This is a genomic window from Paenibacillus maysiensis, from assembly GCF_000520815.1.
GTDB lineage: Bacteria > Bacillota > Bacilli > Paenibacillales > Paenibacillaceae > Paenibacillus > Paenibacillus maysiensis.
The window spans coordinates 1-14,553 of record NZ_ASRY01000223.1 but is presented as its reverse complement, the minus strand read 5'-3'; the positions used below and the strand labels follow the sequence as shown (position 1 = coordinate 14,553).

Genomic DNA, 14,553 nt, shown 5'->3' with positions numbered 1-14,553 from the left:
CCACCTTACAATAAAATATTTAATACAGGCAAACGCCTAATTTACTTAAACAAATTATTCAAATTAGCTACTGCTGGTGGATGTACAAATGATAATAGTTGCGTTGGCATTCAAAAAAAGAAGCACTGCCCGAATAAATGGACAGTGCTTCATGTGATAATCTCGAAATCGCTTAACAAAGCGCCTAAAAAACTCGCTACCAAATCACCATTTTGATAATGATGGTTGACTCCACATTCCCAGGAACACTTACTCCAATCTTAGAGAACCTTAACAGTGTACACCATTCTCAATTTACCGTTACCGCCATAAATTTCGACTCTTGCGGTTGTTGCAGTAGTGGTTGTTACCACGCCAGAAGCGGAGACTGTTACATTTCCACTTGCCACTTTATAAGTATCCCCCGGGTAATTTGACAGCGCATAGGAATAATTTCGCGGTAACGTAGCAGTTCTGTAGTATACTCCGTTAACTTCTACAATAGGCGTAATTATCGGCGAAGGACCTACTGCTGCGGACGCACTAGGGACGATGATACTACCAATGAGCCCCAAAGACATAACCGTTGATAATAATATTTTCTTAGTATTCATAAAAAATTCCTCCTGATGTATGATATAAGTTCCCGAAATATACCATGTAAAATTGTTGATTTCACTTCATTCGACAAATGTTCTCAAAATATACAATAAAATGATTCTAAAGTCCTATAAAATGCAAAATCATTAAAATATAATAATTTAAGTATTTACTTTTTAACTTACCGTCCTTTTGAACTATTCTCCTAGCTGTATAGTATTTGATCCACACGGAATAAAAAACGGACATCGGAGTATTCAGCCCCAAGTCCGTTTTTCATCCTTTTATCTTCTTGTTCTATGTGTGTCAGTTTACAAGATGGTGTAAATGCCTTTCACCGCTATCTTGATTCGTTCCTTCCATGCGCATGAGCTGCTTTAAGGCGTGCAATTCCGTACATTTGCTAATTGCCTCAGCGACCAACTTGGCGATCTGACGCGCTCCTTCATCAGAAAAATGAGTATTATCTGTTACGCCAGCGGGGTAATTCGGATGTGCTTTTTCAGGCAAATGCATAAATAGCTGCTTGGACCCTTCTTCTCCCATGGCCCGATAAAGCTGCTGAGAAGCTTTAAAAATATCGAGCAGCGGTGTCTGGGTTTCCTCCGCTACTCGCTTCATTGCTGCGGGATAGGCTCCCACAGCAAGCGGATCAGGTTCTCCATCTGCGGTAAAGCGGCGGCGGCTTACAGAGGTCAACAGCACTGGAATTCCACCACGCTCCCGAGCAGACTCGATACATTGAATTAAGTTTTGACGATAGTCCCCGTCAGGATCGGTATAGCGGGTGGGATCTTCTTTTTTCTCATCGTTGTGTCCAAATTGAATAAACAGATAATCACCGGCTCGAAAATCCTTTTCAATATGAGCCAATCGACCTTCCGCTATAAAAGATTTAGTGCTTCGTCCATTAACTGCGCGATTGTCCACATGAACAGACGGACCAAAATGGCATTGCAAGTATTCGCCCCAGCCTGTCATCGGTTTTTCGGTAGCTCCTTTTTGGGCTGCGGTGGAGTCGCCAGCGATAAACAGCCTAGATGTTATCCGCTGTCCTTCCGTAACATAGCTATGCTTTTGGAGCCACTTTTCCGCAAGAGAGAGCCATTGCTGGCACTCGCGGTTATCTTCAGCCAGTCCCAAGCCGTGTCGCCCTTCCTCAAATACATGCAGCTCAAATGGAATGCCTTCTCTGGATAATGCGGAAGCCAGCAACAAGCTGTTTTCGACCGGAACGGTGGCGTCATTGGCCGTTGTCCAAATAAAAGTTGGAGGGGTCTGTGAAGTCACTTGTTGATCGGATGAAAAGGCGTAAAGCTGCTCCTGTGTCGGCTGTTCACCTAAAAAATGAGTGCGGCTTCCGATATGCGTATAAGCATCATGAAACGTAATCACGGGGTATCCCAACAGCAGAAGATCCGGTTTTTCCGCCCCTCTGGTGGCGACGATGGAGGCCAAGTGCCCGCCTGCTGAAAATCCAGCCAGACCGACCTGATCCTTAATCACTTGCCAGTCCTTAGGCGTTTGACGAATCCACCTCAGGGCATATTCCACATCCTCCAACAAGGAATCGACCTCAAAGTCTCCGACTTGATAATGCAGCACACCTGCATGGATACCTAAATCATTCAACCACCGAGCTATTGGTTCTCCCTCATGTGGGGCCAAGTGCTCGTAGCCACCGCCGGGCAGTACCAATATAAAAGGGCGAGCTTCATGGGCCGCTGCTGGATAGAGGGAGAGAAAGGAAGTGTCTGCTGGAAATTCTTCTTTTACAATCTGTTCTTTATGACTAACAACGTGTAACATAAGGTACCTCCAAATTCCTTTTTTAAATTCTGCAAGCTAATCCAGATGAACATAAAATGTGATGGGACGGACGTAATGGTATTTAACATTTCTGCTTGAAGAGTGGGCTTAAGCTCCAGGTTTGTTTTTTAAATAAATGCACACGTGAAAAAAATGATTTAAACCTTGTTGTGAAAGCGCTATAATTTTGGTGTGATGCATAGAACCAAAGGGGGAGCGCAATGAAAAAAGGCAGGATATTCTACACCATTTTTATTACGATTCTGGTTTTGGGAATAGGGTTGGTGGCCAGCTTCGGCAGCTACATCTATTTTACAACAATTAGCTCAGTTTTGGAAAGGGTTTCCAACAGTAAACAAAGCTACATGACGCAGATCAAAAACAGTCTGGAGCAGAAAATCCAAACGATTGAATATGCTTTTAATACGTATAGTACGACCAGTTCATTTGATGAAGTCGTAAAACATCCCATTACAGAAAAAGATTTTGTAGCGTATCGGAATGTGAATTCGCAACTCAATTATATTGCTACGATGGGATTAGAAGGAACAGAATATTCACTGATTAGCCTGGATCAGAATTGGAAAATCTCCAATGGAAGCCTGTCCTATTTGACGAAAACAGAACGGGAGAAGCTATTTAAAACCTATATCGACCATCAGGATCAAGGGCTATTCTGGATTAAAACAGACAAGGGAATCCGCTTTGTAAATACTTTGCCTGTATTCTCCAAAAAGAAGCAAGCCATTGCGCTGTCGGATATTTCGTTACAAACGTTAAATCGTACAATTCAAGCAGAGGATCACATGGCCGTTTTTATTCTGAATAAACAAGGCGATTTAATGTACGAAACAGAACCCGTTGAACAATTATTGACCACCCAGCAGCTTCAGCACATTTCAGAGGCTACGGATACAACCGACAATTCAGGCATGTTGACACTGGAAAAAACGAAGAATCAGCCTGCTCAGCAAGTCATTTATGCCAAGTCTGCTTATAACAACTGGATGTATTTAACGGTATTAGATAAAAAGGAGATTTCGAATGCATTCCAAACGACCAAATTCGGGATCATCACGATGGTACTTGTACTTACACTCTTGATTGTGGTGGTGGCGTATATCATAGCCGTCTATTTTACAAAGCCATTCCAGCAAATTAAACGCAGCCTGCCTAAAAATCCTAATTTTTCGTTCAAAAATGAGCCTTCCAAAAATGAAATTGACTGGATTATTGATTCCATTGACAGCATTGTAACGGAAAAGGAAAGCCTGGAAAGCCTCATTCAGTCCGAAATGCCACAGCTTGAAACCCAATTGATTCTTAACCTGTTTCGCAGGCGTATTTCAGCAGAGGAATTGGTACGAAAAATGCCACGTTTGGGCTATCCGCAACTGGAGAACCAAATGTATATTACCCTGTTGATTCAACTGGATAATCTGGGAGATCGGGAGCCCTCGGATAAGGACGTTTTACTGCTGGCTATTAACAAAATCGTAGAAGAAACCATTCCAGAGCAGCAGCGAATGCTTCCCATCATTTTGAACGATGACATTCAGGCGACCATTTTAATGTTTACAGGAAAGAATGAACAGGAAATAAACAAGCAAGTGCTGGATGATGCCACCCTTTTAATTCGAACCGTAAAAGAGTATTTGAATGTATCCATCAGTATCGGCATTAGTAAATTGTATGACAATTTGTTAGAAAGCAAGGAAGCCTGTGAGATGAGTAAGCAAGCCTTGCACCACCGTTTAAATTTAGGCAAAGAATCCATTATATTTTATGAAGACATTTCCACAGTCATTTCAGGCCCGGTGCTGCTTCATTATCCGACGGAAATGGAATCACAGCTGTTTGACGCCATTCGAATAGGAGATGAAGAGCAAGTACGTCTAACCGTACATTCCTTATTGGGAGAAATAATGACAAAAAACAATCATTCCATGAACTTTGAGGTGCTGTTGGTGCGGTTTGTGAATAACCTTATTCAATTAGAGCAGCTGTTAGGGATTGAAGTGCTGCTGACGCAGAACAATCATGCGTTGTACCATCGGCTGCTGGACATTCGTAATCCGGAAGAGATCGAGCGTATGCTGGTGGAGCAAGTCATTTCCCCTATGGTAAAAAGCATGAAGGAGAAGACAAACCAGCAATTCCGCTGTCTCTCCGAGAAAATTGCCGCCATGATCCGGGCTGAATATGACCAGGAATTGTCACTGGAGCTCATTGGGGACCGTCTACATTACAATCCCAATTATTTAAGCAGTATTTTCAAAAAAGAATACGGTACGACGTTCAGCGAATATCTAATGGGCTACCGGCTGCAAATGGGCAAAAAGTGGCTCATTGAAACGGATATGACGATTAAAGAAATCGCCGAGCGATTGCAATATCATAATCCGCAGAACTTTATCCGCTCGTTTCGGAAGAAGGAGCAGGTCACGCCCGGAGCATACCGTAAGATGAAGCAAGCGAATTAAATTGAACTTCACTAGCAATCAAGGGGCAGTTTATCCTTTTACCGCCCCTAATAATGCTCCTTTGACAAAGTGTTTTTGCACAAATGGATACACGATTAGCATAGGAACGGTTGCAACCACAATGACCGCCATCTTAATCGTCTGCGCAGGTGGGATGACATCCACAGAGGTTCCTTCTGCCTGCATACCACTGGAAACGATTACAATTTGGCGAAGCAAGACCTGAATAGGCCATTTGGCGGAATCATTAATATAGAGAATGGCATGCATATACGTATTCCAGTAGGCCACCGCGTAGAAAAGTGAAATGGTTGCAATTGAAGGCATCGCTAACGGAAGCATAATTTTAAAGAAAATGCCAAAATCGTTGCACCCATCCATCTTGGCCGATTCCTCCAGATCATCCGGTAGCGCCTGAAAAAAGTTACGCATGATAATCAGGTTAAATGCATTAATGGCCACGGGAAGGATCAAAGACCAATACGAATTGATAAGCCCCATGCTTTTTACCACCAGGAAAGTCGGAATCATTCCCCCGCTAAACAACATGGAAAACACGACAATAAAGTTAATCGTATTTCGGCCAAGTAGATATCTTCGGGATAATCCATACGCCATAAAAGCCGTAAAGATCATACTCACCACGGTACCGACGACAGTCACTCCGACCGAAACCCCTAGTCCTCTGAAAATCGTTGGGGTCGACAGGATATACCGATATGCATCCAGGGAAAAGGTGACAGGGAACAAAATGAATTTTTTAGCTACCACTTCTTGGGTTGAGGCAAAAGAGCTGGCGATGATATTCAGAAAAGGCAAGAGACAAGTGAGGGCAATGAGAATTAATAATGTACTGTTTACGATGGTAAAAATACGACTGCCCAGCGATTCTTTTTTTAGTGATTTTTGCGCCAAGTGTTTGACCTCCTCGTAATCGTTTACATGTAAACTGTATCAAGAGGGCGGAATTCCGTATATAATCAAATCTTGAGGTGTTCTCCTAAGCGTGGAAAAAAGAGGGTAATCATTAGGTTGTGTAGTAATCATTAGGTAAGGTGAAAAGCCGGAAAATAGGCGGTATATAAGGTTTTGTAAACGCTATCATTTGATGATTATATGCGTAACGCAAAAAATCACGTACTCTTGAAAACGTATACAGGAACGTTTGAAGGAGGTCGAGCTAATGAAAGTTTCAAGTGTCCCCGCACCGAACATGAAACCGAATATGAAAAAGAAAAAGAACAACAGAACGACGGAAAATCTTTTACGTATGCAAAAACATAAGTTGCTGTATCTGATGGTTTTACCCGGGCTGGTGTACTTCATTATTTTTAAGTATTTACCTATGGGCGGCCTGGTCATTGCGTTTCAGGATTATCAAGCCTTTCTGGGAATCACGGGCAGCCCGTGGGTAGGAATGAAGCATTTCATTCGTTTATTTACCGAGCCCACGTTTTTCATGCTATTACGTAACACCTTGGTTTTGTTTGCGCTCAACATTGTGATCTTCTTTCCATTACCGATTATTTTGGCATTGATGCTGAATGAGGTCAGGAAGCTTGTTTTTAAAAATATCATCCAAACGATTATCTACATCCCGCACTTTATGTCATGGGTCATCATTGTTTCGATTTCCTATGTATTTTTAACCGTAGACGGCGGGGTACTGAATGAAATGATTGCTGCGCTAGGCGGTGAGAAGATCAGCTTCTTAACTTCCCCGGAATGGTTGCGTACCGTTTATATGGGGCAAGTGATCTGGAAGGAACTCGGCTGGTCCACCATCATTTATCTATCGGCGATTACAGTCGTGGATACGCAACTGTATGAGGCAGCAGAAATGGATGGTGCCGGACGTCTCCGAAAAACATGGCATGTTACCTTGCCTGCGATTCGCCCAGTCATTATTACGTTGTTAATTTTGAAAATCGGCAGCACGCTGGATTTGGGCTTTGAGCATATGTATCTGCTATTGAACTCATTAAACCGCGAGGTTGCCGAAATCTTTGACACCTACATTTATACAGCGGGCTTAAAGAATGGACAATTAAGCTTCAGTACGACGGTAGGACTTTTTAAAGGCGTGGTGGGATTAATCCTGATCATGGGCTCCAATCGACTGGCCAAGAAATTTGGTGAAGACGGCGTTTACTAATGACGACGGGAAGGATGCGGAATGGTACGGTTTGTAGAAAACATGAACAAATGGTGTATGCGCCTACTCCGGCTGGTTTACCTTAATTTGCTGTGGACGGTTGCGACGATTCTGGGCTTGGGATTTATAGGCGTGGGACCTGCAACTGTCGCTATGCTCAGTATTTTAAGGCAATGGATTCGGGGGAATGAGGAGGTCGCCATTTTCTCCACGTTTGTACGTTACTTTAGAGAAAGCTTTAAAGAAGCGGCGATCATTGGAGCGATTTACAGCCTCGTGGGCTACGTGCTCTATGTGGATATCGTCAATGTCTCGTCCTGGTATGTTCGCGTAGTGACGCTTATTGGTGCCTTTTTGTATCTCATCTCGTTGGCGTACATTTTCCCGTTACTGGCTCATTATGATTGGAAAGGGATCAAGCTGAAAATCAGAATGTCCGTGGTGATTGGGTTTTCGTATTTGCAATATACACTTGTTCTTTTTGTTGCGATTGTCGCGCTTTTTACATTGATTCTAGGCTTGTACCCAGGAATTCTGACTTTTGCCGGAGCCAGTATTATCGGTTATCTCGTGATGTGGATGACGCATCAGGTGTTTAGCAAAATAGAGCGAGAGGTTCTGGTGAAAGAGGAAGATATGGCATGAATATACGATCAGAAAAGGAGCAAACACAATGAAAAAAGGGATATCGGGCCTTCTAGCCGTACTTATGGTCATGAGTATTTTTTTAGCAGCCTGTGGTGAAAAAGGAGCAGGAGATCAAGCCAACCAAACGTATGATCCGAATTCAAAGCTGGAATTAACCTGGTTAAATGTATTGCACACAGCCTCTCCACCTACAGATACGATTAAGAACAAAATTGAAAAATACACGAATTCCAAGATTACGTTCAACTGGGTTCCTGATGCATCGAAAGAAGAGAGAATCACTACAGCGCTGGCGTCCGGTGAATTGGCGGATATCGTGACTCTTACGATGATGACAAATTCTTCAGTTCGAAGTTCATTGAAATCAGGTCTATTCTGGGATGTAGGGAGCTATCTGGACGATTATGACAATTTAAAAAAGATACCTCCCGAAGTTAGAAATGCAGCTTCCATCGAGGGAGTTCTGTATGGAGTTCCATTCCAGAAAAATTTGGCACGAGCAGGCTTGGTTATTCGCAAAGATTGGCTGGATCGTTTAGGACTTAAAGTACCTACGACCTTGGATGAGCTATACGAAGTTGCGAGAGCGTTTACAGAAGATGATCCGGACGGTAATGGCAAAAAGGATACGACAGGCTTTGGCGACAGATCTGATCTGCGCTACAGCAGCTTTAAAACCTTAAGCTCTTATTTTGGCACACCTAATGGCTGGAAAGTAGATGAGAATGGCAAGTTTACGCCGGAATTTGATACACCTCAATATTTGGAAACGTTAAAGTATTCCAATAAATTATATAAGAACGGGTATATATCGAAGGATTTCGCCGTAACCGCTAAAACTGATCAGCAGCAGCAATTTGCTCAAGGGAAAACCGGAATTTATACGGGAATGGTGGATATCACAAACTTGAGAAATCTGTCACAAGGCTTGCAAAAGGGGCTTAAGCTGGTGCCTGTAAACAAAATCTCCAATGGAGACGGTAAATATCACATTTGGTCCGAGGGCAGCGGAGTTGGCGGTTTGCTGGCATTTCCTAAATCCGAGGTAAAGACGGAAGCTCAATTGAAAAGATTGCTCCAATTTGTCAATGATTTGATTGATGAAGAAGTATTTATGGACATGACAGGTGGTATCAAGGGAACTCATTATGACATTGATAATGAAGGAGCTTTCAGAATTATTAACACCGATTTGTGGCAAGCAGATGTACAGCCGTTTGCAAGCTCCAGACCGAGTGAAGTAACTTACACGTTAAAAGATGCCAACCCTGAGAAGGAACTAGCCAATCAATTAATCAAGGAAAATAACGATTTTGCCGTTTTGGACCCAACTGTTCCTCTGGATTCTGTAACTGCCAATGAAAAAGGAACTGAACTTGAAAAAATTATTACCGATGCTACGTTCAAATTTATTATGGGTGAGACCGATGAAGCCGGATTCAAAGCAGCCGTAGAGAACTGGAAAAATTCTGGTGGATCACAGATCATCTCTGAGTATGAGGAAGCGTACAAGAAATCAAAAAAATAAGGATATAGGTTGAACATCAGTGTACATGAAGTGCCACTACGCAGGCGGATGGTGCTTACCATCGCTGTTGCCCTCAGATTTCTTGAACAATTTATTTAATGTAAAAATCCGGGGGCAAAGGCGACTGCTGACGCTTGTTCAGCACCATTCCGCCTACTCCGTTTTCCAGTGTATTTTTAAGTTCAGCCTATAAATCATTTTCGTATCCACAAAATATGAAAGACAGGAGAGAACCGAGATGCAAGTGTATAACATTGTAGATTATGGAGCAATTGAGGATGGCAAGACATTAGTAACAGGAGCGATTACGGCTGCGATTGAAGCGGCCAGCAATGCCGGGGGAGGAACGATTTTTGTTCCCTCAGGTACGTATCTGACAGGGGCTATCTTTTTAAAAAGTAACATTGAACTGCATGTAAGCCCCGGTGCAGTTCTTTCCTTTAGTTCCGACCCGGAGGATTATCCTGTGGTGGAGTCCAGATGGGAAGGCGTTCAGCGGGAAGTACGTGCTTCGTGCATTTACGGGCAGAACCTCGAAAATATTTCAATTACAGGCAGCGGTACTTTGGATGGAAATGGTCAGCCGTGGTGGGAAAAGCATCGGAATCATCCGGAGCAGTTGCAGTACCCCAGACCGAAATTAATCAGCTTTGATCGTTGTCAGCGGGTCACCATTAAAGATGTTATGTTGAAAAATTCCCCAAGTTGGACTGTAAATCCCATCGCTTGCTACAACGTCACGATTGACAATGTGTCCATTCTTAACCCGGCGGATTCCCCCAATACGGACGGCATTAATCCCGAATCCTGTTCCAATGTTCGTATTAGCAACTGCAATATTGATGTGGGCGATGATTGTATTGCGATCAAAGCAGGAACCGAAGATACAAAGGAGAAGATTCCTTGTGAAAATATAACGATTACCAACTGTACGATGGTGCATGGACATGGCGCTGTCGTACTGGGCAGCGAGATGAGTGGAGATATCCGTAATGTCACGATCAGCAATTGTGTGTTCAAGCAAACGGATCGGGGCATCCGCCTGAAATCAAGACGGGGACGCGGCGGAATCGTCGAGGATATTCGCGTTAGCAATATTGTGATGGAAGATGTGATTTGTCCATTTATTCTGAATCTCTATTATTTCTGCGGCCCTCGGGGCAAAGACAAATATGTCTGGGACAAAAATCCCTATCCAATTACCGATGAAACGCCGTGCTTTAGACGGATTCATTTTTCCGATATCACGGCACGTCAGGTTCATGCGGCAGCGGGGTTCTTATACGGACTTGCAGAACAATATATTGCTGAAATTACATTTTCCAATATTGATATTTCCATGGCGAAGAATGCAATTCCCGGCCGTCCTGCCATGATGACAGGGATCGAGGATATGAACAACCGTGGTTTTTATTTAGGCAATGTTAGAGATATCCGTTTTCAACAGGTGACCATTGAGAATCATGAAGGTCCTGCTTTTTATATTGAAAACGGGGAAGGCGTTGAAGTCAACCGTTGTCATTCGAAGAATACAAACCAACCTGAAAAGCTGATTGAACAAGTAACGATACAACCTTCTGAACAAAATATTTTTAATTAGGAGGGGCATGGAAGGAGGGAAAACGTGGATAAGCTGCAAGCATCATTGGGAGACCTTCCGGCAGATCGACCCGTTACAGCCACCCTGCTAAAGCAAGAGGAGCAAGAGGGATACCAACTGGAATCTCTCCTGCTGGACATCAACGGAATCGAGCCTGTGCCAGCTTATGTAGCCACACCATTACAAGGAAACGGTCCGTTTCCAGTGGTCATTTTCAACCATTCGCATGGAGGCAATTATACGAACGGGCGCAAGGAACTGATCCATAGCAGTTCTTACTTGCAGCAGCCCTCGTTTGCTAAAACCCTGACAGACATGGGCTATTGCGCTTGTTGTATTGACATGTGGGGCTTTAATGAACGCGGGGGTAAAACCGAAAGTGAGCTGGTAAAGGAAATGCTCTGGCAGGGCCAAGTGCTGTGGGGCATGATGCTGTACGATAACCGTCGTCTGGTGGATTATATGTGCCAGCGTGAGGACATTGATGCTTCTCGCATTGCAACCATCGGCATGTCGATGGGGGGCCTGATGGCGTGGTGGCTGGCAGCGTTAGATGAGCGGATACAGGTCACGATTGATATTTGCGGACAGGTAGATGCCCATACGCTGATCGCCAAAAGGGGTCTGGATCACCATGGCTTCTATTCCTATGTCCCTGGCTTGTTAAAGCATTTTACTACGCTGGATATTCAAAAGCGGATTGTTCCCCGTCCACGAATGAGCATAACAGGCCAAAATGACCGAATGTGTCCTATTGAAGGAGTTGAGCATTTAGCGAAGGGACTGCTGAAAGCTTACCAGGAAGCAGGTCACCCTGAGCATTGGCAGCCTGTGATTGCAGGTGGCGGGCATATGGAGACTTTGGAAATGCGAACGGCGTGGCAATCATTTTTAGCCGAGTATCTGTAAATTCAATGAAAGGATTGGGGCAACCATGCTGGTAGGGAAAGAATCCTTTTGTGATTTCCATACGATTCAGGAGGCGATTGCGGCATTGGAGCAGTCGTCTTCCAATGAAATGGAAACGCTGTATATTTTATCGGGTACCTACGAGGAAGAGGTGCGGATTTACCGTTCGTATCTTCATATCATAGGCATCGGACAGGTAGACATTCGAATGCATCGGTATGCCAGGGAGCGGGATGAGGCAGGTGACGAAATAGGAACCTTTGCGACTCCCACTTTATTTTTAGGCGGCAGTCATTTGATCCTGGAAAATCTTATCATTTCCAACACGGCTGGACAGGGAGAAGCCATTGGGCAGGCTGTTGCGGTGTATGCTCATTGTGATGAAACGGTTTTTAGAAACTGTACCTTTCGCGGGCATCAGGATACGTTATTTACAGGCCCCCTGCCTCCGGCACCGAAAGAACGGCTGAAGTTTGGTGGCATCCATTTGAAAGAGCATCATGCGCACTATCGTCAGCTCTATCAGCATTGCTATATCGAGGGCACGGTCGATTTCATTTTTGGCGGAGCGACAGCTTATTTTGAATATTGCGAAATTCGCAGTTTGCGCCATCATGAGAACCAAACGAGCTATGTCACTGCCGCCTCTACTCCTCAGGGACAAGCGTATGGCTATGTGTTCAACCAATGTTACTTAACCGCAGAGCCTGATATTACTCCGGTATTTTTGGGGCGGCCGTGGCGTGAGTATGCCAAGACTGTATTTGTGGATTGTAAAATGGGCGAACATATTGATCCACGGGGCTGGGACAATTGGGACGATGCTGCAAATGAGAAAACCGTTTGTTATCAGGAGTATGGTGTATCCGAGGTTGCCTCGTTGCGTAGGCAGCGTGTTCCGTGGGCGGGTTGTTTTGAAGCAGGAGCAGAAGCGTGGAGCAAGGAGCAGGTTTTTGGTGGAGACGCTTTTTGGAAGCAAGGAGGAGTCATTTCTCATGATGATCCAAAATCCCATATTAAAAGGCTTTAATCCCGATCCGTGTATTGTACGAGTCGAGGATACTTACTATATTGTCGTGTCATCGTTTGAGTGGCTGCCGGGAGTACGGGTGTATCAGTCCAAAGATTTGGCCCATTGGGAGCATTGTACGGATATTTTAACGGATCAGGTTGATTTAAAAGGAAACCCGGAAAATTGCAGCATTTGGGCGCCGCAGCTTAGCTACGCGGATAACCTTTTTTATCTGCTCTATACGGATGTGAAGAGCACCAGACGCCCGTTCAAGGATGTTCATAATTTTGTGATGACGGCGCCTGCGATCCAAGGACCGTGGTCAGACCCGGTTTATCTTAACAGCAGTGGATTCGATCCGTCTTTATTTCATGACGAGGACGGACGTAAATGGCTATTGAATGCATTGTGGGATTACCGCATGTTGGACAGCAATAAATCTTCAGGTATTGTCATGCAGGAATACGATAGCAGGCAGCAACAACTTATTGGTGAGCCTGTGAAAATTTTTGATTGCACGCCTTTGAAAAAGACAGAAGCCCCCCATATCTACAAGCAAAACGGATATTACTACCTTATTACAGCGGAAGGTGGAACGGGTACGGGACATGCGGTTACTGTAGCACGCTCGAAGCAGCTATCCGGGCCGTATGAAGTGGACCCACAAAACCCGATGCTTACGTCACGCGATCGTCCTGACTTCCCTTTACAATGTGCAGGACATGGCAGTCTTGTGCAGACGCCAGATGGCGATTGGTATATGGCTCATTTATGTACACGTCCGTTGGAAGGGAAATATGCCATTTTAGGGCGAGAAACGGCCTTGCAGCACGTGTACTGGAATGATGAAGGCTGGTTGCGATTAACGGCAGGGGGCCATACGCCGCAATTAGAAGTACCTGCACCTATCGGAACCCCTTTCACGGCAGGGCAGAAGCACAGTTTTGTATTCGAAGACTTTTTTAAGGGACCCGTTTTAAATAAAACGTGGAACACATTGCGTATATTGGCGGATGATCGTTGGTGCTCACTGAGCCAGCGTCCGGGCTATCTCCGAATTCTGGCTGGAGAATCCATTCAAAGCCTGTTTCAGCATCATATGCTTGCCATCCGGCAAACCGATCATCATTTTCGGGTAGAAACGGCATTGGAATATCAACCTGTAAGCTATTTGCAAATGGCGGGGCTCCTGCTGTATCTAAATGATGAAAATTATCTGTATGCCTATGTCAGTTATGAAGAGGGACAAGGAAAAGTGCTGCGCATGATGCAATGTGAAGCTGATACATTCACGTTAGTTCCCCATGTGATTACGCTTCAGGAGGATTTTCCTGTACATTTGGCTGTAGAAGTCCAGGCAACCCAAGGACAGTTTTATTACCATCTCGGGAATGAACCTGCCTGGACTCCGCTTTTTGAAAAGCAAAATATCAGCTTTTTATCAGGTGGATTTACAGGAAATTTTGTAGGGATTGCCGCCCACGACATGCAACAATTTCAAGGCAGCTACGCTGATTTTAGCAACTTTCTGTATCATGGACAAGATCATCCCTCCTCTTAAAACAACAATATAACGATTGTGTTGTCTATCTAACATTTTGTACTTTTTGATGATTGCAGCAGGCGGGTCGCCGCTATAACATATAAGTGCAACACATGTTGTTTAAGCAACCGCAGTCATCCGTGGTAACCAGGTGTTATTTTTTATCAAGGTATTTTCTTCAAGCCCCTTGCTTTGAAGCAAGGGCTTTTGGATTTTTTTTCATGGTATGAGCTGAACGAAAGATATACATGAAAACAGAGTAGCCGGAATAGTGCTCTACAAGCAGC

Annotated in this window: 11 protein-coding genes; 8 read left to right on the top strand and 3 right to left on the bottom strand. The window is 44.2% G+C overall.

Annotated elements, in window-relative coordinates:
- Nucleotides 1–260: 260 nt before the first annotated feature.
- Both L696_RS0116400 and L696_RS0116395 read right to left on the bottom strand, forming a co-directional pair.
- A complete protein-coding gene (locus tag L696_RS0116400) occupies nucleotides 261–593 on the bottom strand; it encodes a hypothetical protein (protein WP_025684619.1) in 333 nt (110 codons plus the stop codon).
- A 292-nt stretch (nucleotides 594–885) separates the two neighbouring features.
- Nucleotides 886–2,388, bottom strand: coding sequence for a GDSL-type esterase/lipase family protein (locus L696_RS0116395; RefSeq protein WP_025684618.1), 1,503 nt, complete (start codon nucleotides 2,386–2,388; stop codon nucleotides 886–888).
- Nucleotides 2,389–2,609: 221 nt separating this feature from the next.
- On the opposite strand from L696_RS0116395, the gene L696_RS0116390 reads away from it, so the two are divergent.
- Nucleotides 2,610–4,871, top strand: a complete 2,262-nt coding sequence (locus L696_RS0116390; protein ID WP_025684617.1) for a helix-turn-helix domain-containing protein — start codon at nucleotides 2,610–2,612, stop codon at nucleotides 4,869–4,871.
- 30 nt (nucleotides 4,872–4,901) lie between these two features.
- On the opposite strand, the gene L696_RS0116385 is transcribed toward L696_RS0116390, so the two are convergent.
- Nucleotides 4,902–5,786, bottom strand: coding sequence for a carbohydrate ABC transporter permease (locus L696_RS0116385; RefSeq protein ID WP_025684616.1), 885 nt, complete (start codon nucleotides 5,784–5,786; stop codon nucleotides 4,902–4,904).
- A 268-nt stretch (nucleotides 5,787–6,054) separates the two neighbouring features.
- Here L696_RS0116385 and L696_RS0116380 point away from each other — a divergent pair, with 268 nt between their 5' ends.
- From L696_RS0116380 to L696_RS0116350, 7 genes are all read left to right on the top strand, one after another.
- Nucleotides 6,055–7,026: an ABC transporter permease gene (locus L696_RS0116380; protein ID WP_025684615.1), complete on the top strand. Its 972-nt coding sequence runs from the start codon at nucleotides 6,055–6,057 to the stop codon at nucleotides 7,024–7,026.
- Nucleotides 7,027–7,047: 21 nt separating this feature from the next.
- Nucleotides 7,048–7,671 (top strand): YesL family protein, encoded by a 624-nt coding sequence (locus tag L696_RS0116375; RefSeq protein ID WP_025684614.1) that lies wholly within the window; start codon nucleotides 7,048–7,050, stop codon nucleotides 7,669–7,671.
- A 28-nt stretch (nucleotides 7,672–7,699) separates the two neighbouring features.
- Nucleotides 7,700–9,202 carry an extracellular solute-binding protein gene (locus L696_RS0116370; protein ID WP_049827415.1) on the top strand — a complete coding sequence of 501 codons (1,503 nt, stop codon included), beginning with the start codon at nucleotides 7,700–7,702 and terminating at the stop codon, nucleotides 9,200–9,202.
- A 238-nt stretch (nucleotides 9,203–9,440) separates the two neighbouring features.
- On the top strand, nucleotides 9,441–10,802 hold the full coding sequence (locus tag L696_RS0116365; RefSeq protein ID WP_025684612.1) for a glycoside hydrolase family 28 protein: 1,362 nt from the start codon (nucleotides 9,441–9,443) through the stop codon (nucleotides 10,800–10,802).
- A gap of 24 nt (nucleotides 10,803–10,826) precedes the next feature.
- Nucleotides 10,827–11,711, top strand: coding sequence for a dienelactone hydrolase family protein (locus tag L696_RS0116360; protein ID WP_025684611.1), 885 nt, complete (start codon nucleotides 10,827–10,829; stop codon nucleotides 11,709–11,711).
- A 25-nt stretch (nucleotides 11,712–11,736) separates the two neighbouring features.
- The gene (locus tag L696_RS0116355) at nucleotides 11,737–12,741 is read left to right on the top strand and encodes a pectinesterase family protein (RefSeq protein ID WP_025684610.1); all 1,005 of its coding nucleotides are present in this window, start codon (nucleotides 11,737–11,739) and stop codon (nucleotides 12,739–12,741) included.
- The gene (locus L696_RS0116350) at nucleotides 12,707–14,284 is read left to right on the top strand and encodes a glycoside hydrolase family 43 protein (RefSeq protein WP_025684609.1); all 1,578 of its coding nucleotides are present in this window, start codon (nucleotides 12,707–12,709) and stop codon (nucleotides 14,282–14,284) included. The genes L696_RS0116355 and L696_RS0116350 overlap by 35 nt, the downstream gene beginning before the upstream one ends.
- Nucleotides 14,285–14,553: the final 269 nt, after the last annotated feature.